Source organism: Lysinibacillus zambalensis (assembly GCF_040183165.1).
Lineage (GTDB): Bacteria > Bacillota > Bacilli > Bacillales_A > Planococcaceae > Lysinibacillus > Lysinibacillus zambalensis.
Map to the genome: position 1 here is coordinate 36,171 of NZ_JBEGDG010000004.1, position 26,299 is coordinate 62,469.

Consider the following 26,299-nt stretch of genomic DNA (forward strand, 5'->3'; position numbering starts at 1 on the left):
ACTGCCCCTAATTGCCCGATTGGTGAAGACTAATAATCGATGGGGTGCAGAAAATACCCCATCGATTAAAGTTTCACTTTATCCCGCAATAAAGGAACGCAATTATGCCGAGTACGAGTATATTTAGACAAAACTTTCATTTTACATAGCAAATTAGAATTCGTTTTTAAATATATTTCGAGGGGTATCATAGCGGGAATCTTCTTTGAATAATTATAGAAGTATGTCTACAAATAGGCTCCGTAAAATGTGACAAAACTTATAGGGGAGGATTAAGATGAAAAAAATTATGAATCAACCTGAATCACTTGTTATGGAAATGTGCAATGGGATAGTTATGGCTCACCCGGAACTTGAGCTGTTAAAAAAATATAAAATAATTAAGAAAAAAGCAATGAATGCAAATAAGGTAACTTTAATTAGCGGTGGCGGTAGTGGACATGAACCAGCGCATGCAGGGTTAGTAGGAAAAGGAATGCTAGATGCTGCGGTATGTGGTGATGTGTTTGCCTCTCCTTCACAAATACAGGTATATCAAGCAATTAAAGCAACAGCCAGCCAAAAAGGTACACTGCTCATAATTAAAAATTACAGCGGAGATATAATGAATTTTAAAAATGGCGCCCACTTAGCCATGGAGGATGGCATTCAAGTAGAGTACGTTCGCGTAGAAGATGATATTGCAGTAGAAGATAGCCTTTATACAGTAGGACGCCGCGGCGTTGCAGGAGTTGTGTTAGTACATAAAATTGCTGGTGCAGCTGCAGAAGAAGGTATGGATTTGATGCAGGTTAAAGCTGTAGCGGAAAAAGCAGCGGCAAATGTTCGAACAATTGGTCTGGCACTAACTTCCTGTACGGTTCCTGTTAGTGGATCACCTACTTTCAAATTGGGTGAAGACGAGATGGAATATGGTGTCGGTATTCATGGAGAGCCAGGAAGAAAAAGAGAAAAAATAATGGCTGCAGATGAATTAGCTTTACGTATGACAAATGACCTTATGAAAGATTTAGGATTAGATAAAGATGCTGAAATTGCTGTTCTAGTAAATGGATTTGGTGGTACACCACTTCAAGAACTTTATCTGTTTAATAATGCGGTTACTAGAGAGCTGAGTAAAAGAAATATACGAATCAATAGAACGTTTGTCGGCAATTACATGACAAGTATTGATATGGCTGGGATCTCTCTTACAGTAATGAAACTAGATAATGAACTGAATACATTATTATCGAAAGAATGTAATACACCTGCATTTAAGGTAGATGGACCAGTTGAACGTGTAGAATATGTAGATATTAATGATAACGTAGAAGAGAAAGAGGTATTCTTTGAGACGGAAACAGAAGAAGAACACGCTATCATTAAAAACGAGGTAATCACATTAAATAATATGATTTATCTTGTAGATAAAATGAGTGAGATTATTATTAAGAACGAAGTGCCTTTCTGCGAATTGGATACCCATGCAGGTGACGGCGATTTCGGAATGAGTGTCGCAAAAGGTTTTAAGGAATTAAAACGAGGATGGAGCTCGATTCTAAATCATGAACATTTAAGTATTGGGACTTTCCTTGATGGTTGTTCCATGATCATTATGGAACATTGTGGAGGAGCTTCTGGTCCAATTTGGGGCGGGGCTTTCCGAGCTGCTAGTAAAGCAGTGGAGGGAAAAATGGAATTAACTGTCGGAGAGTTTGCTGAAATGTTACAAGCTACGCTGAAAGGTATCCAATCTGTCGGTGAGCGTTCTTTCGGAAGAGGGGCGGAGGTAGGCGATAAAACGCTTGTAGATGCGCTTGTACCTTGTGTGAATTCCTGGTCAGAAAGCGCTGCAACTGGTGCGGACTTTAAAACAGCTTTTGAGAAAGGGGCAGAGGCTGCTGTTAAAGGAGCGGAATATACAAAGGAAATCGTAGCTCGAATGGGTCGCGCTGGAACAGTTGGTGAAAGAAGTCTAGGTTATCCGGATGCCGGTGCTTATGCGCTAGGAGTTATCTTTACGGAGCTTTCTTGTAGTTTAAAATAAAGCGAGCACTATGGATACAACTTATTTCGAATATTGTTACCTTCTTAGGGATTTAATTTGTTCAAAAATGGTTAGTATGTAAACAAAGTCTTGTGCTTTTCAGTACTTTCCATTAGAATAAATGCAATACATGTAAGACAATGATGAGGAATAGTAAATTTGTGTTTCTTTTTAGAGAGCTAGCGGTTGGTGGGAGCTAGTAGGAAAGCAAATTGAACTCGCCTTCTGAGTCTGCCCGAGTGAAACAACTCGTGCCGTTCCTTCCGCGTTAAGGAAGCTAAAGCCGAGTGTGATCACTAATGTGGGTGGTACCGCGGGAGATACGAATTCTCTCGTCCCTTTCTAATGAAGAAAGGGGCGAGTTTTTTTATTTTTTAAATATTTTGTCAATTCTTAAGTTGAAGAGCATGACACATTCAAAGGAGGAAAAATAATGAGTTTTAATCATCAACAAATCGAAAAAAAGTGGCAGCAATATTGGGCTGATAATAAAACGTTTAAAACTGAAAACGAAACAGAAAAACCAAAATTTTATGCGTTAGACATGTTCCCATACCCATCTGGAGCTGGTCTTCATGTAGGGCATCCAGAGGGCTATACAGCGACAGACATCCTTTCGCGCTTCAAGCGTATGCAAGGTTATAACGTCCTACATCCTATGGGCTGGGATGCATTCGGTTTACCTGCAGAGCAATATGCGCTTGATACAGGAAATGACCCTGCAGAATTTACAGCGAAAAATATTGCAACATTTAAGCGTCAAATTCAAGAGTTAGGTTTTAGCTATGACTGGGATCGTGAAATTAACACAACAGATCCAGAATATTATAAATGGACACAATGGATCTTTATCCAACTTTATAACAAAGGCTTAGCCTATGTAGATGAAGTAGCTGTAAACTGGTGTCCAGCACTTGGAACAGTACTTGCAAACGAAGAAGTTATTGATGGAAAGTCAGAACGTGGTGGTCACCCTGTAGAACGTCGTCCAATGAAACAATGGATGCTTAAAATTACTGCCTATGCTGATCGTTTAATCGATGACTTAGAGGAAGTTGATTGGCCAGAGTCTATTAAGGATATGCAACGTAACTGGATTGGTCGTTCGGAAGGTGCAGAAGTAACATTTAATATAGATGGAACAGATGAAAACTTCACGGTGTTTACAACTCGTCCTGATACATTATTTGGTGCTACATACTGTGTTATTGCACCCGAGCATAAATTAGTGGATCAAATTACATCTGCTGAACAACGACAAGCTGTTGAAGCTTATTTAGATAAAGTAAAATTGAAATCTGATTTAGAACGCACAGATTTAGCAAAAGAAAAAACAGGCGTATTCACAGGTGCCTATGCAATTAATCCGATTAACGGTAAAAAAATGCCGATTTGGGTTGCGGACTATGTATTAGTATCATACGGTACTGGTGCAATTATGGCAGTTCCAGCACATGATGAGCGCGACTATGAATTCGCTACAGAATTTGGTTTAGAAATTATTCCTGTCCTTGAAGGTGGAGACATTAGCAAAGAAGCCTTCACAGGTGATGGTAAACATATTAACTCTGACTTCCTTGATGGCTTAAACAAAGAGGAAGGTATTGCTAAGGCAATTCAATGGCTTGAAGAAAAAGGTGTAGGAGAGAAGAAAATCTCTTACCGTCTTCGCGACTGGTTATTCTCTCGTCAACGTTACTGGGGTGAGCCAATTCCTATGATTCATTGGGAAGATGGTACAACGACGCCAGTACCGGAATCAGAATTACCATTAGTACTACCAAAAACAGATAATATTCGTCCTTCAGGTACGGGTGAATCTCCGTTAGCGAACATTTTTGAATGGGTAAATGTTGTTGATCCTGAAACAGGCAAAAAAGGTCGTCGCGAAACGAATACGATGCCACAGTGGGCAGGTTCTAGCTGGTACTTCATTCGTTATATTGACCCAACAAATAAAGAAGCAATCGCAGATCCTGAATTACTGAAACGTTGGTTACCGGTTGATATTTATATCGGTGGGGCAGAGCATGCGGTATTGCACTTACTATACGCTCGCTTCTGGCATAAAGTATTATACGATTTAGGTGTTGTACACACGAAAGAGCCATTCCATAAATTATTTAACCAAGGGATGATTCTTGGTGAAGGTAATGAGAAAATGTCTAAATCAAAAGGTAATGTCGTTAACCCAGATGAAATTATTTCTTCACACGGTGCTGATACTTTACGTTTATATGAAATGTTTATGGGTCCACTTGAAGCATCTGTTGCATGGTCAACAAATGGCTTGGACGGGGCACGTCGCTTCTTAGATCGTATTTGGCGTCTATTTGTTAATGAAGAAAATGGTACAATCGCTGCGAAAATTCAATCTTCTAATGATAAAACATTAGAAAAATCATATCATCAAACTGTGAAAAAAGTGACAGAGGATTATGAAGGTATTCGCTTCAATACAGCTATTTCACAAATGATGGTATTCATCAATGATTGCTACAAAGCGGATGTAATTCCAACAGAATACGCTGAAGGCTTTGTGAAAATGCTAGCTCCAATGGTGCCACACGTTGCTGAAGAACTATGGCAGATATTAGGTCATGAAGAATCACTTTCATATAAGGAATGGCCAACATATGATGAGGCTAAACTTGTAGATGATGAAGTGGAAATCGCTGTACAAGTACTAGGCAAAGTACGTGCAAAAATCGTCGTAGCGAAAGATGCTTCAAAAGAAGAAATCGAAAAAGTAGCTCTTGCAGATGATAAAGTACAAGAGTATATGGCAGGCAAAGACTTAGTAAAAATAATTGTCATTCCAGGTAAGCTTGTTAATATCGTTGTGAAATAATAATGTCAAAAGTGTCCAATATTTGGGCACTTTTTTCTTTTTTGCTGAAACCATATAAGATTTTGATACGACTATAGTGTGAATAGGAGGTGTTTGTTTGAGTGAGCATTTAGCAAATATTATGGAAGAGCATGGTGAGTATTGCCTTCGTGTAGCTTATTTATTTGTGAAAGACTGGGCTATTGCAGAAGAAATCGTTCAAGATGTCTTTTTTGCTTATTATCGGCAACAGGAGCGCTTTGAACAACGATCCTCGCTAAAAACATATTTAGTAAAAATAACAGTACATAAAAGTCATGACTATTTACGAAGTTGGAAAAATAAGCGACATATTTTATTTGAAAAGCTGCACATTGGCGTCAATAAACGATCGCCAGAAACAAATTTGATTGAAAAGGATGAACGAAGAATTGTAACAGCAGCTTTGTTTGAACTTCCCATCAACTACCGAGAAGTAATTATTCTTTATTATTACCAAGAATTAAAGGTTCGTGAGATAGCGGAGGTACTTGCATGTACCGAAAACACAGTGAAAACAAGACTTCGTAGGGCTAGACAAATATTGCAGGGAAAACTGGACAAAAACCATTGGGAGGTGCTAGAAGATGACATCATTTAAAAATAAACTGGATAAAGAGCTTGGAGAAGCCCCGCGTTTCTCACAACAATTGCAGGAGCGTATTTTGCACAATGTAGTTCAGCAAAATAAACAACCTCGTAGATGGCAATATCCAATGGTTTTCATTGGAGCAGTCGTGACGATCCTCTTCTTGATTGTAATTGGTCCATGGAAGCAAGTAGATTTATCTAAGCATGCTACGATTATTGAACTAGCCCAACATGAGGTTAAACAGTTTACGAGTGCGTATAATTGGGAGGAGGATACCTTTAAGGCCGGAAGAACTGGCTGGATTTTAGGGCAACAGTCTTATAAAAATGATTCGGAAACAAAGCTCATTGCCAATACGCTTCAAAAGGCAGTTATTTCGAAGAAGGATGATGATTACTATGCATATCGTGATGTATGGGTAGAGTTTGACAATGGGCAGGTTGTGCAGCTAAAAATGTACTTAAACGATGAGCTGTTAGCTTTTAGCGATAGACATACAAATATCTTCTACAAGGTGGAAGATGCTGACACTGCGTCAGCATTTATTGCCCTTATGCGAAAAGATGATAAAGATATTAGTTTCGGTGAGATGGTTACTTTTTTAATAATTGCTCTCTTTCTAGGGTTACTTATCGAGATAGTTATTAGAAAAAAGTTTAGCATCTCAAAGGAGCCAAAATATATAAATACAGGCCATCAACGTACAACGTATATTGTTAAGTTTATAGAAGGGGCAATTTTAATTTTAATGAATCTATATGGATGGTTTATCTATATAGCTGCAATATCCGGATTTTTAGCTGTCGCCATGATAAGTTCTATTGCGATTGACTATTATTATGGGCGAGAGGAAAAAAGACATTATATATCAATTGGATTGTTTATTATGTCACTAGTACTAATAATTGTATTTATCATTTATTTTTCATAAAAAGGAAAGAGGTGCTCTGAAATTCTTCGAGCATCTCTTTTTTTGATATGTAACTAGATTAATGGGGAACTTCATTTCAAAATATGTCTTGAAGATCGCCTTAGATTGACCGTCTCTAATAGAATGCATACCTTCGTCAAAGTTAGTATTTACATAAAAAAATCTATAATTGGTTTTTATAAACATTAACAGTATTTGGTTGAAAAGTACTGTTTTTACTTGTGCGCTATAGCAAATATTTCTGTTATAACTGATTGGTTTAGTTGTTTTTTAGTTTGAAAAGTATAACTAGCCATAGCTAAAAAGAATGTGTAGGATTTTTACTAAAAGAAAAAATATATATTTGAATAATAAAAATCAATAAGTAATTATTAATCGTTTTAAAGTATGCACAATGTGTATTGTATTTATTTAATTGAATATCCATTAAAAGTTAATTAAATCATTTAATATGATTTTCACATTCCCTTTTGCATGAACGAAATTTGTCTATTTAGGCTTTAAAATTCTCTTTTATCCACGTTATTTCTACTTAATGGATATTTGTTTATGACCCTTTATAGAAACACGAAGAAATAATAAGCGTTAGAAAAAGTGGGGTATACATTGATTGTATGTGAAAATATGCACAAAATTAATTATATTAATATAGTTAATGCGAAGTTGGATAATAGAGTAGAAAAATAATAATAGCTAAAAAATGTTATGGTTTTTGTTTAAAAAACATCTATTTGCTTAGAGACTGTAGGGTTTACGTTATAAAATTATTGGGGTGAAAAATAAAATACTTTTTGCAGAAATAATATTTTTTTAAAAAACATCTTGCATTTGAATAATTCTAAGTGGTAAATTGTTTTACAGAGACGTTCATAAAATTTTCACAGGTAGCAAAAGAGGGGAGAAAAGAGAAATTATGAATAAAAATAGATGGTTAATTGCATTATCTGCAATCGCTATTCACCTTTCAATCGGTGGAGCATATGCATATAGTGTATACAAGATACCGATTGTTACAGAAATGGGATGGAGTGAAACAAACGTAACGGTTGCCTTCACAATAATGATGGGGCTTGCTGGTTTTTCGGCAGCATTATTTGGTAACTTAGTAGAAAAAATGGGGCCACGTAAATCTGCGATGATAGCAGCTGTTCTATTTGGGGCAGGACAAGCTGGTGCAGGTGTAGCTATTTCAATGGATTCCGTAACATTATACTGGTTAACATATGGTTTACTAAGTGGATTGGGTATGGGTATTGGTTATATTGCGCCTGTATCGACATTAGTAAAATGGTTCCCGGATCGCCGAGGACTAGCAACAGGTATGGCCGTACTTGGATTTGGTTCAGGAGCACTTATTACAGCGCCAGTCGCAGCTAACTTAATGGGGGCTGTGGGAATTTCTACAACGTACTTTATTTTAGGGGCAAGTTATTTCACGTTAATGATTTTAGGGGCTTCATATATAGCACCGCCTAAACCTGGTTATATGCCAGCGAATATGAAGGCGGCTGCAGATAATGGTAAAGAAGTAGTGAAGAAAGATTTAGCTGTCATGTCAGCACGTGAAGCTGTGAAAACTAAGCATTTCTGGATGCTTTGGTCAATGCATTTAGTAAACGTAACAGCAGGTATTATGATGATTTCTGTTGCATCTCCAATGGCTCAAGAAATTGTAGGTTTATCAGTTGCGGGAGCCGCAGCAATGGTAGGTATAATGGGATTATTTAATGGTGGTGGTCGTTTAATATGGGCTGCTGTGTCTGACTATATTGGTCGTTCGAATGTCTTTGTAATTTTCTTTATCGCACAGCTAGTTACATTTATCGTCTTACCGCATACTACAAACGTTATTATTTTCCAAGCACTTATTTTCTTAGTTGTTAGTTGCTATGGTGGAGGTTTCTCTAATCTACCTGCATTTGCAAGTGATTTATTCGGTACGAAACAACTTGGAGTTATTCATGGTTATTTATTAACGACTTGGTCTTTAGGTGGTATTTTTGGTCCACTTTTAGTAAGCACTATTAAAAATGCTTATGGTAGCTATATTCCTGTATTCTATGTATTTACAGGGTTAATTGCAGCTTCATTAATTATTGCATTAACATTACGTGCAGATGTACGTAAACGAACAGCATTAAAAGAAGCTTCTCAAAAGGTTGGAGACGTCTCCGCTACACAATAAAGTTTACTTTCAATTCGCACTTGAAGGTAATGGCCATATGAGTGTCATTTCGCACATGACGCTTGTATGGTCTTTTTTTGTAGCTATTGTTATATAACACTCGATTAATCTCTGTTTAATGTATAACAGTTGATGTCTGCTGTCAATATCATTATGGGAAATAAAGTGATTTCGCTACTAAAAGAGAAATTTTGTAACGGAAAGCAAATGCGAGGTGTATGAACTAATTTGCTAGTGGGTTTAGATACCATTTCATTTTTTGAAATTTCATGAATAAAAGATTCAACGCATCATTCAATCGTTTGTTTTTACCCCTCGGATAATTTGGTTGAATCTTTCCGGAACTTAAAACGTATATAAAATAAATAAGGAGGCATTGATATATGGGGAAATTTTCTTTAAATGAGTTTATTAATAAAACACAGCAGGACGATAGCGAAAATGAATATTTCGAGTTAGAAACTGAGCGTGTATTAGAGGTTAACCTAAATGGCGAGGTTTGGTCGAAAATGGGCGCAATGATTTCTTATGTAGGAGATATTAAGTTTGAGCGTGAGCGTGTGCTGGAGCATGGCTTAGGTAAAATGTTTAAAAAGGCATTAACCGGTGAAGGTACTCAACTTATGAAAGCGATGGGTAAGGGGCGACTTTATTTAGCCGATCAAGGGAAAAAAGTAACAGTCTTCGATCTAAAGGATGAAACAATTTGTGTAAACGGTAATGATTTACTCGCATTTGAGCCTAGTATTGATTGGGATATTCATTTAATGCGTAAAATGGCAGGAGTTATGTCTGGTGGATTGTTTAATGTAACTTTACAAGGAAGAGGGAAGGTTGCCATTACAACTCATTTCGAACCGTTAACCTTGTTAGTAAAGCCTGGTGAAACGGTTTATACTGATCCACATGCTACTGTAGCTTGGTCAGGTACTTTGTCCCCAGAGTTTAAAACAGATATTAGCTTCCGAACATTTATCGGTCGAGGTAGTGGTGAATCTATTCAAATGGCATTTTCAGGTGAAGGGTTTGTCATCATTCAACCATATGAGGAATTATATATGTCAAAAGAAAGCTAAAAAAGCGTGTCCGCGTTCTCAGGACACGCTTTTTATAATGTGGAAAAATAAAATGTTCAAGGAAATCTTTGTGAATGTTATGGCGCATTTAATGAGGTGATTTCCGTTCCAGGCTACTCGCTTTGTTGTTGCTGTCGCTACGCTTTCGCACAGATAAAACATTTCTTGCTGCCGCTACGCTTTCGCACAGATAAAACATTTGTTGCTGCCGCTGTCGCTGTTGCTGCCGCTGTCGCTGTTGCTGCCGCTGTCGCTGTTGCTGTCGCTGTCGCTACGCTTTCGCGCAGAGCAAGGCTTCCTGTGGGCGGCTCATCGGACGCCCATAGGAAAGCGCTCAGTCGGAAACGGAGCTTAACCCCTCGCTTTGCCGAAGAGCTTTATTACCCAATAGTTTTTATGTGATAAAACCACTAATATAAGTCCGAAATAGAGTATCTTACATTCCTGCGTTCATCCCTGCAATACGTCCTGTAACGAGTGCAGACGTAATATTATAGCCACCTGTGTAGCCATGAACATCAAGGATTTCCCCGCAGAAAAATAAACCATTCTTTTTCTTCGAAGCCATAGTCTTTGGTTCAATCTCTTTAACAGAGACGCCACCGCCAGTGACAAATGCTTTTTCAAGAGATTGTGTCCCGCTAACTGTCATTGTGAAATTGACGAGTAATCTAGCTAAGTTGCGGACTTTCTCCTGTGATAATTCAGCGCCTGTCATTTGCACATCGATATTTGCACGCTCACATAAAAATAGTAGCCAGCGTTCAGGAGCAATACCCTTCCATACATTTTTCACCGCTTTTTTGGGATCTTCTTTAATGAGTTTGTTTAAATGTTGCAAGCACGTTTCCTCATTATAATCAACAAGTGTTTGAATACGCATTGTCACAGGTTCGTATCCTGTTTTCATCAATTCTTTCACGATAAATTGACTGCAGCGTAAAACAGCAGGACCGCTTATCCCAAAATGAGTGAAAAGCATGTCCATTTGATGTGTTACTAGTACTTTGCCCTTCTTGTTTAAAACAGAGACAGCGACATCGCGTAACGCAAGTCCTTGTAGCTCACGAGCTTGAATGAAATCCTCTTTTGATAGAACAGGAACCTCAGTAGGGAAAAGTGTAGTAATTGTATGGCCGGCACGCTCTGCCCATGGATAACCATCGCCTGTTGAGCCAGTTTGTGGAACAGCTTTCCCACCAACGGCAACGACTACTGCCTCGCTACGAATTTCTGTGCCATCTGTAAGGCGTACCCCGAGAATTTTTTCTTCATCCATTAGAAGTTTATTAACGGGTGTGTTTAAGCGCACTTCAATATGAAGTCTCTGAAGCTGACGAATAAGTGCATCTACAACATCCTGCGCGCGGTTAGATACAGGAAACATACGTCCGTGATCCTCTTCTTTTAATGCCACACCAAGTCCTTCGAAAAATGCAATAATATCTTCGTTATTATAAACCGTGAATGGGCTGTAAAGAAAACGGCCATTTCCAGGTATGTGCTTGACTATTTCTTCAACGGGCAAACGATTAGTGACATTACAGCGACCACCGCCTGAAATGGCCAATTTTTTGCCGAGCTTTGTTCCTTTTTCTAGTAATAAAACTTTCTTTTTACGTTCTCCAGCGGCTATAGCAGCCATTAAACCGGATGGGCCACCACCGATAACGATAACATCGTACATATATTTAAAAACTCACTTTCTTTTCAAATTAGGAATCTTTCCTATTATACATGAAGTCTATATAGAGAGGCTTCTTTCACATTGAAAATACGACAAAAGTATTTTATAATTTCTTATCTTCTACTTTCACGAAGGGCTCGTCATCAAGTGTTGGGGATGCCATTTGTTAAAACATATGCCATGCCATATTAGTTGATCTTCGTTACGACTGGGCGACTCCTTGGGGATCAGCGATATAGAGGAACGAAGGTTAAAAGCATCACGTCCTGTGATAACGCCTTCGTGACCAACATCCAAAGCGCCCGGCCGGAACGGAAATCAACCACACGTTTTAATGAAGAGCTTTCATGTGTGGATTTTGGATGGAAGATGTGAAATTGAAGTGTTTTTAAATGAGATAAAGTGCTCGTTGGTTGAACGAATAATCGGTGTAGAATAAATTAACTGATGAAAGTTTTGCTTTATATGTATTGTCGGTATGAAATGAATGTCTTTTCATGCTATTATGGTAAAGGTTATGCACTAAATTATGAGGTGAAAAATAGAATGTGCGGATTTATAGGCTATATTAATGGAACAAATGTGATTGATCATCATCAAACGATTGAAAATATGATGAATACAATTATTCACCGCGGACCTGACAGCGGTGGGATTCATAGTGATGATAAAATAACGTTAGGATTCCGTCGATTAAGTATTATCGACTTATCAGACGTGGCAAATCAGCCGTTGTACAGTGCGGATGGTAATATCGTTCTAGTATTTAATGGAGAAATCTTTAACTTCCAAGAGCTACGTGCTGATTTGGTTGAAAAAGGTCATAACTTTAAAACACACTCTGATAGTGAAGTTATTATTTATGGTTATGTTGAATATGGTGTAGAATTTGTCAAAAAGCTTCGCGGAATGTTCGCATTCTGTATTTGGGATAAAAAGAATGATTTACAATTCATCGCTCGTGATGGCTTTGGTATTAAGCCACTGTATTATACAGAAAACACAACAGATGGTACGTTTATTTTCGGATCAGAAATTAAATCATTTTTACCACACCCATCATTTATTAAAGAATTAAATAAAGATGCGCTACGTCCTTATTTGACGTTCCAATATTCTTCAATGGACGAAACGTTCTTCAAAGGTGTGTACAAATTACAACCAGCACACTATATACTAATTAAAAATGGACAAAAGCAAATTGTGCAGTATTGGGATAAAAAATTCCATGCAAAAGAAGCTCCAATTGAAAAATATGTAGAAGAAATTCGTACGACAGTAAGAGAATCAGTAGATGCGCATCAAATTAGTGATGTGAAGGTCGGTTCTTTCTTATCAGGTGGTATTGATTCAAGTTATATTACTTCATTATTACGCCCTGATAAATCCTTCTCTGTTGGTTTCTCTGACTACGAGGATATGTTCAATGAAACAAATTTAGCAAAAGAATTATCGGATACATTAGATATTCAAAATGAGCGTAAATATATTTCGGCAGATGAGTGTTTTGAAGCATTACCGAAAATTCAGTGGCATATGGATGAGCCACAATCGAACCCATCTTCTGTACCGCTATACTTCCTTTCTGAGTTAGCATCGAAGGATGTAACAGTAGTACTTTCAGGTGAAGGTGCGGATGAAATTTTTGGTGGCTATTCATGGTATCAAAACTCTGGCAAAATGCAAAAATATGAAAAAGTTCCATTTGGTATCCGTAAAGCGTTACGAGGCATAGCAGAGGCGTTGCCTAAAAATCAATATACGCACTTCCTTGTTAAAGGTGGTCAAACAGTAGAAGAGCGCTTCATCGGAGAAGCGGTAGTATGGGATGAAGAAGATGCATTAAATGTCTTGAAACCAGACTATAAAAATGGTCCATCTGTAAAATCGATTACAAAACGTATTTACGATGAAGTTCCAGGCGATGATGATGTTACTAAAATGCAGTATCTTGATTTAAATCTTTGGATGCCAGGCGATATTTTATTAAAAGCAGATAAAATGAGTATGGCCCATTCAATTGAATTACGTGTACCATTTTTAGATAAAGAAGTGATGGAATTAGCGAAAAACATTCCTTCGAAATATCGCGTAAATGATATTGATACGAAATATGTTCTTCGTCAAGCTGCGCATCAGGAATTACCTGAAGAATGGGCAAAACGTCCAAAACTTGGCTTCCCAGTGCCAATCCGTCACTGGTTACGTGAAGAAAAGTATTATAAACTGGTAAAAGAAATGTTTACAACGGACTTTGCCAATGAATTCTTTGATACAAAACAATTAGTAGGCTATCTAGATGAGCACTATGAAGGAAAAGCAAATCGTGGGCGTTATATTTGGACAGCCTATGTGTTCTTAGTATGGTATAAACAATTTTTCGTAGATATGTAATAGAGAAGTAGCTTTAATCGGTGGGGGTTTTCGTAATCTCCACCGATTATTTTGAAACTTCTATTTTCCTTTGGGAGGACATAACTGCTATTTTTTTTTGAGTGCTAGAACTTTTTAATGTATTTATGCGTCTGTTTACCTAGTAAATGTGTTAAGATTACAGTTGCTTTACTTTTTTAATGTTTTCTAGGGTTATTGTATTCTGAATTTTGTTAATGTAGTTCTGTAGTTTTTACAGTGAGAGTAAGTTTTTTATATGGCAGCGTTTACAAGTTATTGTGAAACAAGTGCTTTATTCGCAGAAAGATCTGCTCAAGAAGTAGCTTAAACCTTGAGTACATTGAAATTATGCCTAGGCATAATTGATTGGCAAATAGTTTATAAGTTTTTTTTAAGTGTTAAGATAATGAAATTATTGACTTTAAAATGAATGGATGGTTACAATGTCCAATTTAATGAAAGGTACTGCGATATTAACGATGGGGATGTTTTTATCGAAGGTGCTCGGATTAATTTATATTTTTCCATTTTATGCGATTGTGGGTGAGGAGAATGTTGCCCTCTATCAATATGCATATATTCCCTACTCGATTATGCTAGCAGTAGCCATCTCGGGTGCGCCAATTGCTGTATCCAAGTTTGTTTCTAAATACAATGCAATGGGTGATTATCAATCAGGCCGCAAGCTTATGAAATCCGGCATACTTATTATGATGTGTACGGGGTTAGCGGCGTTTGTTGTTCTCTTTATATTAGCTACACCAATAGCAGGCCTTGTTATTAAAAGTGATGAACAGGCATTTTCGGTAGAGCAAATTGCCTCAGTTATTCGCTGGGTTAGCTTTGCGTTAATTGTAGTGCCATTTATGAGTCTTTGGCGTGGATTTTTCCAAGGCTATGACAAAATGGAGCCTACTGCAGTTTCTCAGCTAGTAGAGCAAATTGTTCGTATTGTAGTGTTATTAGGTGGTTCATTCTTAGTTGTAGTAGTTTTTAATGGGAAACCAGAAACAGCTGTTTCCTTTGCGGTGTTTGCTGCCTTTATTGGAGCAATTGGCGGGTTGCTAGTACTCTATTATTATTGGAAAAAATATCAACCTGAATTTGATTTATTGCGCAGTCAAAGTGTTACATCTACACAGCTACCAATGTCCAACATATATAAAGAAGTAATTACGTATTCGATTCCGATGGTGTTTGTAGGTGTTGCTAACCCATTATTCCAATTAGTGGATATGCTTACGTTTAATGGAGCTATGGCATCTATAGGCTTAGCGGAAGTAACGGATAAGTATTTATCAATGATTAACTTTACAACACATAAGGTTGTCATTATTCCAGTAATGCTAGCTACAGGTTTTTCAATGGCGCTAGTACCGACGATTACAAAATTTTTTACGCAAGGTGAATATTTATCGTTACGAAATGCAATGGATAAGACATATCAAATATTAATTTTCATTACATTACCAGCAGTAGTTGGAATTTCGTTGTTATCGAATGAAATATATTTTATGCTCTATTCGGAAAGCGAGATGGGGGCTATGATTTTAGCCCATTATGCACCTGTTGCTATTTTATTTGCATTATTCCAAGTGACCGCAGCACTTTTACAGGGGATTGATTTCCAAAAGTGGATTGTCCTCAGCTTATTATCTGGGATTTTAGTCAAACTAGCGATTAATATTCCGTTAATTCGTTTAATGGAGGCAGATGGTGCACTTCTTGCCACAGCCATTGGCTATAGTGTTTCAATTATCATTAATATACTTGTGCTACGACAAACATTGAACTACAGATCAGAAATGGTTATTCGTCGTGTCATGCTCATTTCTCTTTTGACAGCGATAATGGCGGTAAGTGTATTCATCGTTCATACGCTTTTAGAGTTATTAATGGGACCAGTAGGTGGTAAATTCTCAGCATTAGTTTATTCTGTTATTTGTGCTGGAGTAGGTGTAGCAGTATATGGCTTCTTGTCTTTACGCCTAGGCTTAGCACAAAAGCTTCTCGGTGAACGATTGACAAGAATAACGAACAAACTGGGATTTAAATAGGAGGTACTAATGCGATTAGATAAATTACTGTCGAATATGGGTTACGGGTCACGCAAGGAAGTTAAGTTGCTTCTAAAGCAAAAAGCAGTGACAGTAGATGGCGCATATGTGAAGGATGCAGCATTACATGTTGATCCTGAAAAGCAGGAGGTTTCTGTATTTGGGGAGCGTGTGAACTATACAGAGTTTGTATATTTTATGATGAATAAGCCTCCAGGCGTTATTTCTGCAACAGAGGATTTACGAGATGAAACCGTCATCGATTTGTTAGAGCCTTTACATCAGCATTTCCAGCCTTTCCCTGTTGGTCGCCTTGATAAAGATACAGAGGGATTATTGCTAATAACAAATGATGGTTCTTTAGCACATAATTTATTGTCTCCTAAAAAACATGTGCCAAAGGTTTATTATGCACAAATAGAAGGAATTGTGACTGAGGAAGATTGTGAGAAATTTGCTCAAGGTGTTGAGCTAGATGATGGTTATGAAACCAAACCAGGAGAGCTCATCATATTAAAATCTGCTCAACAATCTGAAATTGAGTTAACGATTCAAGAAGGTAAGTTTCATCAGGTGAAGCGTATGTTTGAGGCTGTTGGAAAACGTGTAACCTATTTAAAACGTCTATCAATGGGCAACCTAAAGCTAGATGACAGTTTGAAATTAGGTGAATATAGAGAATTAACGGCTGAAGAACTAGCCTGCTTACAAAATAGGGATTAGAGAATTCCTCGATGCTAACGACGATTAGTATCGGGGTATTTTTTATATACATACTTATACCAGTAACTGTATAATTAATGTAACCTATGTTAAAAGCTATTTAGTCTATGGTACTAAAAATCACTAAAAGTTTCGAAAAAAATGATGGTGAAAATAAGTAGAGGACACGTTAATGAAAAACCTAAGAATTAAATTATTAATATCTTTAATTGCTTTTGCATTAGTACTAGTTGCTGTAATTTTTTATTTCAATAGGCAAATACTTACATCTGATATCAAAAAACAAGAAGTTATGAATAGAACATTAATTGAAAATCATATTTTGACAGATATGCAAACGGTAGATAATGCACATTTTTATTTTGATAAAACTCTCTCAGAGAAAATGGAAACGGTATTACGAAACCTAATTACATATTATGAAGAAAACCCTCATATAGCAAAGTGGGACTTGGAGAAAATAAAAAATGAGCATGGAATGGATGTGTACATACTCGATCAATCAAATACTGTAATTTATACAACTTTTGAAAAAGATAAAGGTTTAAATTTTTCTCAATGCTGCACACGTTTTTCTGCTTTACTAGACGAACGTCGAATAAGTGGGGAATACTATGTTGATGGTATAGATATTTCAACAACTACTGGGGGATATCGAAAATTTGGTTATTTAGCAACACCTGACAAGAAATATTTATTCGAGGTCGGTATAGACTTACTTAAAGATCCTGTATTCCAAACTTTTAACTTCGAAAAGACTGCTGACTATTTAATTGATAAATATGCTGATTTATTAGAAGTACAAACGATAACGGCGGGAGGGGTTTTCTTTGAGGATTCTAAATCTCGTAAAACTGTAAATGATCAATCGAAAATATTTCAAGAGCATTATAAAATGGCCAAAGAAACGATGAAGCCAACGGAATATCAAAAGGAGTTTGAAAATGGTTATATCGAAAAGTACCGTTTTTTACCTTATGAAGCAGAAGCGGAAAAGATTCGGGGAGAATCCTCTAAAAGAGTTGTATATGTAAAATACGGTAATTTCACAGAAATTAGAGCGCTTACTAAAAATACAAAGCAGTTTCGAATCTTACTGTTTATTGCCTTAGTAACTTCTTTCATCATGCTATTAGTCATCAATAAACTTCTTTCCAAAACGATTCATCTCGCAACATATGATCCATTAACGAATGTTTATAATCGTGCTACCTATATTAGAAAAATGGGCAATTTATTAAGGAAAAGGAAGACGAATCAACCAGGTTTATTGTTGTTAGATTTAGATAATTTTAAACAAGTAAATGATCGATTTGGTCATGTTGAAGGTGACAAGATCCTGATTGAAACAGCTAGAACTTTAAAACGAGAAGTAGGGAAAAATGGCTTTGTTGTTAGATTTGGTGGAGATGAATTCGCAATTGTATTATATGATACGGAAGATGAATATATGGAAAAATTAGCGCATTCTATTTTGGAGAAAATTCATCACTTGAAGTTTGCGGATAAAATTTCTGTTGATAAATGGTCTGTGCTTTCAGTCAGTTTGGGCGGTGCCATTTGCAGTCATCCAGATGAGTCAGAAAGAAGCTTATTTGAGCGCGCAGATAAGGCATTATATCAATCGAAAAATGCTGGTAAAGACCAATACACCATTTATGAAGAAGTTACAGTTGAGGGAGAAAGTTAAAGCCACTTTAAAATTTTGGATATAATTGTAAAACCAATCATTAGCTCGCTCCAATCCTATTAGTAAGGTCAAGCAAGTATATCAAATGCTTGAGATTCGCTGATAGACATGGAGCGATTTTTTCCTTTGACTGTTAACTCCTTAATAACCCGATTGGTGAAGACTAATAATCAGTCGAGGAAAGAACTCGGTGATAAAATTTATCCCTGTTGTGGCTTATGATCTGATCTGTAAAATATACAACTACATAAAACAAGAACAGCAATAACCGCAAACATTGCATCCGTGTAATGTGTTAAAAGCCACCCGCCAATAATTGGTCCAATAAAGCCACCTAAATTTTTAAATTGGGCTGCTCCTAAATAGACACCCTTTTGAGTATCAGGCGCAATTTCATCAATCAAGATGCTCATAGTTGGAAAGGCAAAAATTTCACCAATCGTGAATATAACCATAGCGATCATATATAGTGGATAGTTATTCGAGAAGCCGAATAGTAAAAGGCCAAATGCAAAGAACAGAATTCCTACTAATAGCGTAGCCGAGGATGAAAAACGTTCTGAAAGTATACTAATCGGCAATTGAAGTAATAATACAACCGCTGCATTTAGTGAAATTAATACAGAATAGAGCTTGGTACCTTCTTCGATTTTAAGCTCAATGATTTGTGGCAGTGTCGAATCAAATTGAGAGTAACCAATATTTATTAAAATTGCCCCAAAAATAAAGCTTAGTAGTACACGATTCGTCAAAAGTATCGTGAAGGTTTGCAGTATTTTTGTAGGTGTTGGAGCTTTTGGTTGCTGCATTTCATAGTGATTTAAAACTAAAAATAAAAATAAAGCATAAATAATATACATAATTCCTGTCAGCATAAACGGAATACTTGGGCTAGACAATTGAGAAATATAAACACCAATAACAGGACCGATGACAGCTGCTATGTTAATCGCTGTATAGCGAAGCGAGAACAATCTTTTCCGTTTTTCCACAGGCGTAAAATCAATCATTAATGCTTGTGTCGAGGGTTCAAAGAAGGAGCGACATAAGCCATTTAAGGCATTCAATGCTACGAAGAGCCAAACCGTATGCGCTGTTGCAAAGCCAAAGAATACAATGCTCCAAACAACAATAGTAAGTAAAATGATGCTTTTCCTGCCAAACCGGTCAGTTAGATAACCACCAAAGAATCCTCCTACAGTGGAGATTAACGGTGCAATACCAATCGTCAAACCTATTTGTAAAGGGGATGCTTCAATTTCGTTATGTAAGTAAATGGCTAAAAAGGGCATTGCCATAAAACTTGCTATGCGTGTAAAAATAGTTCCACCTAAAATGATCCAAACTAGAGGATGAAACAGTTTAGAAAGCTTCATAAAAATCCTCCTTTCAAAATGTAGAGTGTTTCGATTTTAACGGATTGTTAAGTAATTGTAAATAGTAGGAAAAATAATTTAATATAATACCGAGGAAGCAAATGTTGTAAAATAAATGAATTCTTAGCGAATATAGTGCTTGTATAAATACGGTTCATCACCATAATGTGTGGTTGATTTCCGTTCCGACTGGGCGCTTTGTAGCTGCTATTTTCGCTTTCGCGCAGTTAAAACAATTTGCCGCTGCCGCTGCCGCTACGCTTTCGCGCAGTTAAAACATTTGCCGCTACGCTTTCGCACAGAGTATAGCTTTCTGGGGCATCCGATGAGCCGCTCAAACCAACAGATGTCATCCTCAACTTTAATGATGAGCTAATGAATATTTATCGTTAGAGGGAAATTTCACTAAAAGTAACCGTGATTTTTTTGGAGTATTTGCTTGATAGTTTGATAAATTGTGGGGAATCAAAAAAAGTAGAAAACAAAAAAAAGAATGACCACGACGAAAGGTCATTCTTTTCCAATACAAAATGTTTTACGTGTTACACGTAAAAACTAAGACGTCAATTTCACTTTTTTCTTCGTCGTTGTCCATTTGCCTCGACTTGGACTCATCACCAAATCGTTAAAGGCTAACACGTTCAAATCTCTTTGAACGGTGCGAGGAGTGATACTAAACTCTTCGACTAAATCCTGTGTAGACACGGTTCCTTTGTCTAAAATAAACATGTACACATCTTTAATACGATTAAGCATTCGATCAGTAGTTGGTTTCATAAATGAACCACTCCTTCATCTTAATTCTCTTGGCAAAGACTAGCGGACGACAATATGTGCGGAGTGCACTTAGGCTAATAAGTAGCTGCCTTAGACATCCCCTTTTCTAATTTTATATTCAGAAAAATAATTCTGATAAGTTCATTATATAGAAAAACAAGTCAGTTTTCTAGTGAATGCAAGAGGAATTTACAAATCAGACATAAAATTTTCACTGTATTTTGTGGGAATAAGTGAAAAACGTGCTATATGTGGTAGTGATTGAAGTAAGTTTTTGAAAACTTGCCAGAAAGATGATTGTAAATTATGTTGTAAAGAGTAGAATAATGTTATTACTTTAGAGGAGGTACATCATATGGATTGGTTACAAGCTGCAAAGGAAAGACAAGATGAATTGATACAAGATTTACAGGAGCTTGTGCAAATTAATAGTGTTCTCGATGAGAATACGATCACTACTGAAGTACCTTTTGGTGATGGTCCATTAAAGGCTCTTGAATGGTTATTAACAAAGGGCGAAGCTGAAGGATTACAAACTAAAAATATTGATAATTATGCTGGTCACATACAGATGGGCGAAGGTGACGATTTATTAGGTATTTTATGTCATGTTGACGTGGTACCAGTTGGTGATGAAACAGATTGGACATACCCACCCTTTAGCGGCACTGTAGCAGATGGAAAGCTATTTGCTCGTGGTGCAATAGATGATAAAGGCCCAACAATTGCAGCATGGATGGCCATGAAACTTGTCAAGGATGCAGGTATTGAGCTTAATAAAAGAGTACGTATGATAATCGGTACGGATGAAGAAACAGGCTTCCGCTGTGTCGACCACTATTTTAAACATGAGGAAATGCCGACGATTGGCTTTGCACCAGATGCGGATTTCCCGCTCATCAATGCTGAAAAAGGCATTGCAGAGCTAGTGTTCTCTCAAAATAGAACAGGCGATGCTTCGAAAGAACAGCTATTACTATTTAATGCTGGAAAGCGACCAAATATGGTACCGGATTTTGCAAAAGCAACAGTTCAATTTGTTTCCGAACAATTCGAACAGAATTTTCACACATTTTTAAGCAAAAATCAGCTAGAAGGCTCTTTATTAATCGAGGGTTCTCGCTATATAATAACTATCAAAGGTAAAGCAGCCCACGCAATGGAGCCGGAAAAAGGTGTCAATGCAGCTGTTTATCTTACAGCATTTTTACAACAAGAGTTGACGACAGAGGCAAGTAAGCAATTTGTCGACTTTGTCGCAGATGTTTTTTATCAAGACCATTATGGCAATAAGCTTGCTTTACAATTCGAGGATGCAATGTCTGGTAAAACTACATTAAATCCCGGTATTGTAACTTACGATGTAACTAAAGGTGGTAGCCTGGTCATTAGTATGCGCTATTCTGTCACATATCCGTTTGATGAAAAAATCACGGAAGCACAACCTTTAGCTGTGGCAAAAGGATTTTCATTGGACATTCAAGATGACTCTAAACCTCATTATGTAAGCGAGGATGATGAATTTATCCAAACTTTAGCAGATATCTATAGACGTCAAACAGGAGATTATGAAACGCCTTTATTGTCTACTGGTGGTGGTACGTATGCGCGTGTTATGAAAAAAGGTGTAGCATTTGGCATGCTATTCCCAGGTGAACCTGATGTAGCGCATCGTGCGGATGAGTTTGTTGTCATTGAAAATCTTATAAAAGCAACAGCTATTTATGCTGAAGCAATTGTTGAACTTGCAGGAAATAAATAAATTAGATATGAAAAGGATGAACGAAACATGGCATATTCATTATGGAATGATCAAATCGTAGAAGAAGGATCTATTACAGTCTCTCCAGAAGACAGAGGTTACCAATTTGGTGACGGCATTTATGAAGTAATAAAAGTATATAACGGAAATATGTTCACAGCACAAGAACACATTGATCGTTTCTATGCGAGTGCCGAAAAAATTCGTCTTGTCATCCCTTATACTAAAGACGTATTACACAAATTATTACATGAACTTATTGAAAAAAATAATTTGGAAACAGGCCACGTTTACTTCCAAATCACACGTGGTACAACTTCTCGCAATCATATTTTCCCAGATGCAAGTGTTCCGGCTATATTAACAGGGAATGTTAAAACAGGCGAGCGTTCATATGAAAACTTTGAAAAAGGTGTTAAAGCTACCTTTGTAGAGGATATTCGCTGGTTACGTTGTGATATCAAATCATTAAACTTATTAGGTGCTGTAATGGCAAAGCAGGAAGCATCTGAAAAAGGTTGCTATGAAGCTATTTTACATCGCGGTGACATCGTAACAGAATGTTCATCAGCAAATGTTTACGGCATTAAAGATGGTAAGCTATATACACACCCTGCAAATAACTTCATTTTAAACGGTATTACACGCCAAGTTATTTTAAAATGTGCTGAGGAAATTAATTTACCTGTTATTGAAGAACCAATGACTAAGGCTGATTTATTAACAATGAGTGAGATCATTGTGTCATCTGTATCTTCTGAAGTAACACCTGTTATCGATGTTGATGGTAACAAAATTGGCGCTGGAGTTCCAGGTGAATGGACTCGTAAATTACAACAAGCATTCGAGGCGAAATTACCGCTTTCTATTTAATGGAAAATAAATGTAAGAGAGCTACCCTAAACTTTAGGTAGCTCTCTTTTTCTATAGAACAAATTATGGATGTTTTCTCCTGGAACGTCATGTAAAATAAAAACGATGACTACAGTTGTAGAATGATTGCCATCGGGATTTAATTTCAATGAGCAAATGTCGATGTAATGTATGCAATTGTCTATTTCTCTTCATTTAGCAATGATTGCGACAGCACAATTACGCCAAGGCGAATTGATATTGCGATTGATTTGCTTTCTAAGCAAGAGTGGAGAAATTAGCAAATTAGATATAGGGCGAGTAAGATTGGAGTGACCAAAACACATGGCACAATTGGTGAAATTACAAGATTATATTTCACGCTATCAAATTGATTTAGCAAGATATCCAACACAGTTTGTACGCTTAAAGCAAAGTCAATGGGAGCGTGTTAAGCGACAGTGGGAGTTAGGAGAAGAAATTAGCGAGTGGCAACATAACGACGGCGGTTCAGAAAATGATTCTTTTGAGGAAAAAGAAAGGTTCTCTTTATTCAAAAAAATATTTGCCGGTCGTCAGAGGGAAGAAATTGAGGATATTGAAGAGGTCGAAATAACGAATGAGCTAGTGAGTGATGAAGATAGCATACCAGAAGAAGAAACAACTTTAACATTTGAACCAAAAATTGTTTATGCACCACAATCTATTCATGAATTAAAACGAATGTTTATCGATCAATTTTTCCATTTCCAAATGAAATGGGCAAGTTCAACACTACGTGAAAAGTCGTATGTGGATCCTCGTTTTATGCGTGATCCCCTGTTGCGAAATTTGTTACAAAAATTACCGGATAACTATTTGCTTTTTTATTATCCTATTTTACAAATTAGAAAAGCACCTATAGAGCTTGATGTCGTGCTAATGTCACCGACAGAATGTATTTGTATAACAGTACTAGAAGCTGAAAATCAAGCAGTTTATGTAGGAGGCAGTGAGCGATTCTGGATAAAAAAAGTAGGGACGAAGGATTCAAAAGTACTTAATCCAATGATAAGTTTGAATCGTATGGAGTCCGTATTAACTCAATTATTTAAGCAGGACAATATAAATATGCCGATTCGCAAGGTTATTTTATCACAGAATGGCTATTTCGATTATCCAGGTTCACCTTACGGAATTCAATTTGTTGATCGTCGAAATTATGGAGAATGGATGGAGCATTTAAGGAAAGTTTCCTCTCCTATGAAGCATATGCAAATTCGTGCTTCTCAAACGATTTTAAGCAATGTACAAACAACTTCCTTTAATCGAGATATTTGGCAGCAATCTTCTCAACCAGCCGGGGATTAGGTAATGCAAGTATTATTTATTGTGAATGAAGCAGCGGGGCACGGTAAAGGTAAAAAAGTTTGGCACCGTCTTCAACAGCATTTAACAATTAACTATGACGTCGCCTTTACAGAATATGAGGGACATGGTCAAGAGCTTGCGAAAAATTGGGCGCAAGATGCTCAAACAAAAAAATTAATTGTTATTGTTGGTGGTGACGGCACAATACATGAGGTTGTTAGTGGCGTTGTACATAATAAATTAATAATTATTGGTGTAGTTCGTGCTGGTTCTGGAAATGATTTTGCACGATACTTTTCTACATTTCAAGATGCCGTTCAAATTGAAAATTATATACAAAATGAAATGGTTTACCTCCCAATGGATGTTGGTGCCGTTCAGCTTGGAGATTATCAACAAGAAATATTTGTCAATAATGCGGGTGTGGGCTTTGATGCATTTGTCACTAAACGTATTAATACATCTCGTTTGAAGCTTTACCTCAATAAAATAGGGCTCGGTAAGCTATCCTATGCTGTGGCTGTTGTAAGAGGACTTTTTAGTTTTAGACGCTTTGATGTAAAGATACAAGCGGACAATCAAGAATGGCACTTTCAACAGGCATGGTTTGTTGCGATGTGCAATCAACCTTATTTCGGAGGGGGAATGAAAATTTCACCTACTTCTAAACCTGATGATGGACAAATCGAAATAACAATCGTTCACGGTATTTCCCGACTTAAATTATTACTAGTATTTGTCACTGTGTTTTTTGAAAAACATACAAAATTTAAAGAGATTACTTTTTTGCAAGGCCATCAATTTAACATTTTCGTGCACGGAAATGACGTTGATTGTCATACTGATGGTAACTATATTGGAGAAATAAGAGAGGGAACGAGGATTCATAGTACAGTGCAACGCGATGCTTGGCAGGTACTATCGGAGGAACATTGAAAAAAATGGTCTTTCACTAAAAGTTGAAGATGACAATTGTTAAACTATGCTATGCATAAAAGTTGATTGGAGTGGAGACTGGGTGACTCCTTGAGGATTAGCGATATAGAGGAACGAAGGCTAAAAACATCACGTCCTGTGATAACGCCTTCGTGACCAACATCCTATTGGCCCGAGACCCTGGAGCGAAGCGGCTCATCGGACTCCTCCAGAAAAGCGCCCAGTCGGATCGGAAATCAACCCTACGCTATAGTGATGAGTCTGAAAAATACCATTTCGCAATAATTTCATGCGAATTTAATAGTAATACGTTATACTATAAAAAATTAATAATTTCATGAAAAAGAAATGAGGAAGAAAATTGAGATTAAGAAATAAGCCTTGGGCGGAGGAAATGATTACGGATCATCCAGAGGTGATTGTTCCAAATCCTGAAGACTTTAAAGGAAATTGGCAGGCTGTTTTCGGAAATGACAACCCAATACACATTGAAGTAGGTACTGGGAAAGGACAATTTGTCACAGGTATGGCCTTACAAAATCCAGATATAAATTATATTGGCATTGAGCTTTATGATAGTGTAATTGTTTGTGCATTGGAAAAAATTTTAGAGGCTAAATCTCCAGCGAATTTACGACTATTAAAAGTAAATGGCGCAGATTTAAATAAATATTTTGAAAAAAATGATGTAGACCGTGTGTATCTGAATTTCTCAGATCCTTGGCCAAAAACGCGCCATGCTAAGCGACGTTTAATGCACGAGGGTTTTTTGAAATTATATGAGTCGATTTTGGTGGATAATGGGGAAATCCATTTTAAAACGGACAACCGTGGTTTGTTTGAGTATTCATTAATGAGTATGTCTGAATATGGTATGTTACTTAAGTATGTATCACTCGACCTACATGCGAATATGCCTGAGGATAATGTTATGACTGAATATGAGGAGAAATTCTCTGCTAAAGGACAGCCAATTTATCGTCTAGAATCGCAATTCTTAACTAACTAGGGGG

19 protein-coding genes and 1 other annotated feature are annotated in these 26,299 nt (G+C 37.0%); of the genes, 16 read left to right on the forward strand and 3 right to left on the reverse strand.

Translation table 11 applies throughout. The features are described from left to right. Positions 1 to 277 precede the first annotated feature (277 nt). The 7 genes from dhaK to ABNX05_RS07400 all read left to right on the forward strand — a co-directional run bounded on the left by dhaK (position 278) and on the right by ABNX05_RS07400 (position 10,037). Positions 278 to 2,029, forward strand: a complete 1,752-nt coding sequence (gene dhaK, locus ABNX05_RS07370) for a dihydroxyacetone kinase subunit DhaK (RefSeq protein WP_349659132.1) — start codon at positions 278 to 280, stop codon at positions 2,027 to 2,029. Between the two features lie 131 nt (positions 2,030 to 2,160). After that, positions 2,161 to 2,372: a binding site (T-box leader), on the forward strand. A gap of 90 nt (positions 2,373 to 2,462) precedes the next feature. Then, positions 2,463 to 4,880, forward strand: a complete 2,418-nt coding sequence (gene leuS / locus ABNX05_RS07375) for a leucine--tRNA ligase (RefSeq protein ID WP_349659133.1) — start codon at positions 2,463 to 2,465, stop codon at positions 4,878 to 4,880. A 97-nt stretch (positions 4,881 to 4,977) separates the two neighbouring features. Further along, complete coding sequence (locus ABNX05_RS07380) at positions 4,978 to 5,499, forward strand: sigma-70 family RNA polymerase sigma factor (RefSeq protein ID WP_349659134.1); 522 nt, start codon at positions 4,978 to 4,980, stop codon at positions 5,497 to 5,499. Further along, positions 5,486 to 6,421: a hypothetical protein gene (locus ABNX05_RS07385; protein WP_349659135.1), complete on the forward strand. Its 936-nt coding sequence runs from the start codon at positions 5,486 to 5,488 to the stop codon at positions 6,419 to 6,421. The genes ABNX05_RS07380 and ABNX05_RS07385 overlap by 14 nt, the downstream gene beginning before the upstream one ends. Before the next feature lie 913 nt (positions 6,422 to 7,334). Next, positions 7,335 to 8,606: an L-lactate MFS transporter gene (locus ABNX05_RS07390; protein WP_349659136.1), complete on the forward strand. Its 1,272-nt coding sequence runs from the start codon at positions 7,335 to 7,337 to the stop codon at positions 8,604 to 8,606. Positions 8,607 to 8,989: 383 nt separating this feature from the next. After that, positions 8,990 to 9,682 carry an AIM24 family protein gene (locus tag ABNX05_RS07395; protein ID WP_349659137.1) on the forward strand — a complete coding sequence of 231 codons (693 nt, stop codon included), beginning with the start codon at positions 8,990 to 8,992 and terminating at the stop codon, positions 9,680 to 9,682. A 199-nt stretch (positions 9,683 to 9,881) separates the two neighbouring features. After that, on the forward strand, positions 9,882 to 10,037 hold the full coding sequence (locus tag ABNX05_RS07400; RefSeq protein ID WP_349659138.1) for a hypothetical protein: 156 nt from the start codon (positions 9,882 to 9,884) through the stop codon (positions 10,035 to 10,037). An 81-nt stretch (positions 10,038 to 10,118) separates the two neighbouring features. Here the strand turns inward: ABNX05_RS07400 and ABNX05_RS07405 are convergent, their stop codons facing one another. Next, complete coding sequence (locus ABNX05_RS07405) at positions 10,119 to 11,369, reverse strand: BaiN/RdsA family NAD(P)/FAD-dependent oxidoreductase (protein ID WP_349659139.1); 1,251 nt, start codon at positions 11,367 to 11,369, stop codon at positions 10,119 to 10,121. Between the two features lie 546 nt (positions 11,370 to 11,915). On the opposite strand from ABNX05_RS07405, the gene asnB reads away from it, so the two are divergent. From asnB to ABNX05_RS07425, 4 genes are all read left to right on the forward strand, one after another. Further along, a complete protein-coding gene (gene asnB, locus ABNX05_RS07410) occupies positions 11,916 to 13,763 on the forward strand; it encodes an asparagine synthase (glutamine-hydrolyzing) (RefSeq protein ID WP_349659140.1) in 1,848 nt (615 codons plus the stop codon). Positions 13,764 to 14,206: 443 nt separating this feature from the next. Further along, the gene (locus ABNX05_RS07415) at positions 14,207 to 15,820 is read left to right on the forward strand and encodes a putative polysaccharide biosynthesis protein (protein ID WP_349659141.1); all 1,614 of its coding nucleotides are present in this window, start codon (positions 14,207 to 14,209) and stop codon (positions 15,818 to 15,820) included. Between the two features lie 9 nt (positions 15,821 to 15,829). Further along, entirely contained in the window at positions 15,830 to 16,543 is a 714-nt protein-coding gene (locus ABNX05_RS07420) for a pseudouridine synthase (RefSeq protein WP_349659142.1), read from the forward strand. Positions 16,544 to 16,715: 172 nt separating this feature from the next. After that, entirely contained in the window at positions 16,716 to 18,233 is a 1,518-nt protein-coding gene (locus ABNX05_RS07425) for a diguanylate cyclase (RefSeq protein ID WP_349659143.1), read from the forward strand. Between the two features lie 200 nt (positions 18,234 to 18,433). On the opposite strand, the gene ABNX05_RS07430 is transcribed toward ABNX05_RS07425, so the two are convergent. Beyond that, positions 18,434 to 19,609, reverse strand: a complete 1,176-nt coding sequence (locus tag ABNX05_RS07430; protein ID WP_349659144.1) for an MDR family MFS transporter — start codon at positions 19,607 to 19,609, stop codon at positions 18,434 to 18,436. A 555-nt stretch (positions 19,610 to 20,164) separates the two neighbouring features. Next, positions 20,165 to 20,386: a DeoR family transcriptional regulator gene (locus ABNX05_RS07435; protein ID WP_049667439.1), complete on the reverse strand. Its 222-nt coding sequence runs from the start codon at positions 20,384 to 20,386 to the stop codon at positions 20,165 to 20,167. Between the two features lie 355 nt (positions 20,387 to 20,741). Here ABNX05_RS07435 and pepV point away from each other — a divergent pair, with 355 nt between their 5' ends. From pepV to trmB, 5 genes are all read left to right on the forward strand, one after another. After that, complete coding sequence (gene pepV, locus ABNX05_RS07440) at positions 20,742 to 22,148, forward strand: dipeptidase PepV (RefSeq protein ID WP_349659145.1); 1,407 nt, start codon at positions 20,742 to 20,744, stop codon at positions 22,146 to 22,148. A gap of 27 nt (positions 22,149 to 22,175) precedes the next feature. After that, positions 22,176 to 23,021 carry a D-amino-acid transaminase gene (gene dat, locus ABNX05_RS07445; RefSeq protein ID WP_349659146.1) on the forward strand — a complete coding sequence of 282 codons (846 nt, stop codon included), beginning with the start codon at positions 22,176 to 22,178 and terminating at the stop codon, positions 23,019 to 23,021. Positions 23,022 to 23,345: 324 nt separating this feature from the next. Further along, positions 23,346 to 24,350, forward strand: a complete 1,005-nt coding sequence (locus ABNX05_RS07450) for a nuclease-related domain-containing protein (RefSeq protein WP_349659147.1) — start codon at positions 23,346 to 23,348, stop codon at positions 24,348 to 24,350. A gap of 3 nt (positions 24,351 to 24,353) precedes the next feature. Continuing rightward, on the forward strand, positions 24,354 to 25,286 hold the full coding sequence (locus tag ABNX05_RS07455; protein ID WP_349659148.1) for a diacylglycerol/lipid kinase family protein: 933 nt from the start codon (positions 24,354 to 24,356) through the stop codon (positions 25,284 to 25,286). A 361-nt stretch (positions 25,287 to 25,647) separates the two neighbouring features. Further along, positions 25,648 to 26,295, forward strand: coding sequence for a tRNA (guanosine(46)-N7)-methyltransferase TrmB (gene trmB / locus ABNX05_RS07460; RefSeq protein WP_349659149.1), 648 nt, complete (start codon positions 25,648 to 25,650; stop codon positions 26,293 to 26,295). The last annotated feature ends 4 nt before the right edge of the window (positions 26,296 to 26,299 follow it).

Excerpts from the sequence above, each read along its gene's own strand:
- dhaK (WP_349659132.1), top strand. The coding sequence starts at position 278 with ATGAAAAAAATTATGAATCAACCTGAATCACTTGTTATGGAAATGTGC.
- leuS (WP_349659133.1), top strand. The coding sequence starts at position 2,463 with ATGAGTTTTAATCATCAACAAATCGAAAAAAAGTGGCAGCAATATTGG.
- ABNX05_RS07385 (WP_349659135.1), top strand. The coding sequence starts at position 5,486 with ATGACATCATTTAAAAATAAACTGGATAAAGAGCTTGGAGAAGCCCCG.
- ABNX05_RS07390 (WP_349659136.1), top strand. The coding sequence starts at position 7,335 with ATGAATAAAAATAGATGGTTAATTGCATTATCTGCAATCGCTATTCAC.
- ABNX05_RS07395 (WP_349659137.1), top strand. The coding sequence starts at position 8,990 with ATGGGGAAATTTTCTTTAAATGAGTTTATTAATAAAACACAGCAGGAC.
- ABNX05_RS07405 (WP_349659139.1), bottom strand. The coding sequence starts at position 11,369 with ATGTACGATGTTATCGTTATCGGTGGTGGCCCATCCGGTTTAATGGCT.
- asnB (WP_349659140.1), top strand. The coding sequence starts at position 11,916 with ATGTGCGGATTTATAGGCTATATTAATGGAACAAATGTGATTGATCAT.
- ABNX05_RS07415 (WP_349659141.1), top strand. The coding sequence starts at position 14,207 with ATGTCCAATTTAATGAAAGGTACTGCGATATTAACGATGGGGATGTTT.
- ABNX05_RS07420 (WP_349659142.1), top strand. The coding sequence starts at position 15,830 with ATGCGATTAGATAAATTACTGTCGAATATGGGTTACGGGTCACGCAAG.
- ABNX05_RS07425 (WP_349659143.1), top strand. The coding sequence starts at position 16,716 with ATGAAAAACCTAAGAATTAAATTATTAATATCTTTAATTGCTTTTGCA.
- ABNX05_RS07430 (WP_349659144.1), bottom strand. The coding sequence starts at position 19,609 with ATGAAGCTTTCTAAACTGTTTCATCCTCTAGTTTGGATCATTTTAGGT.
- ABNX05_RS07435 (WP_049667439.1), bottom strand. The coding sequence starts at position 20,386 with ATGAAACCAACTACTGATCGAATGCTTAATCGTATTAAAGATGTGTAC.
- pepV (WP_349659145.1), top strand. The coding sequence starts at position 20,742 with ATGGATTGGTTACAAGCTGCAAAGGAAAGACAAGATGAATTGATACAA.
- dat (WP_349659146.1), top strand. The coding sequence starts at position 22,176 with ATGGCATATTCATTATGGAATGATCAAATCGTAGAAGAAGGATCTATT.
- ABNX05_RS07450 (WP_349659147.1), top strand. The coding sequence starts at position 23,346 with ATGGCACAATTGGTGAAATTACAAGATTATATTTCACGCTATCAAATT.
- ABNX05_RS07455 (WP_349659148.1), top strand. The coding sequence starts at position 24,354 with ATGCAAGTATTATTTATTGTGAATGAAGCAGCGGGGCACGGTAAAGGT.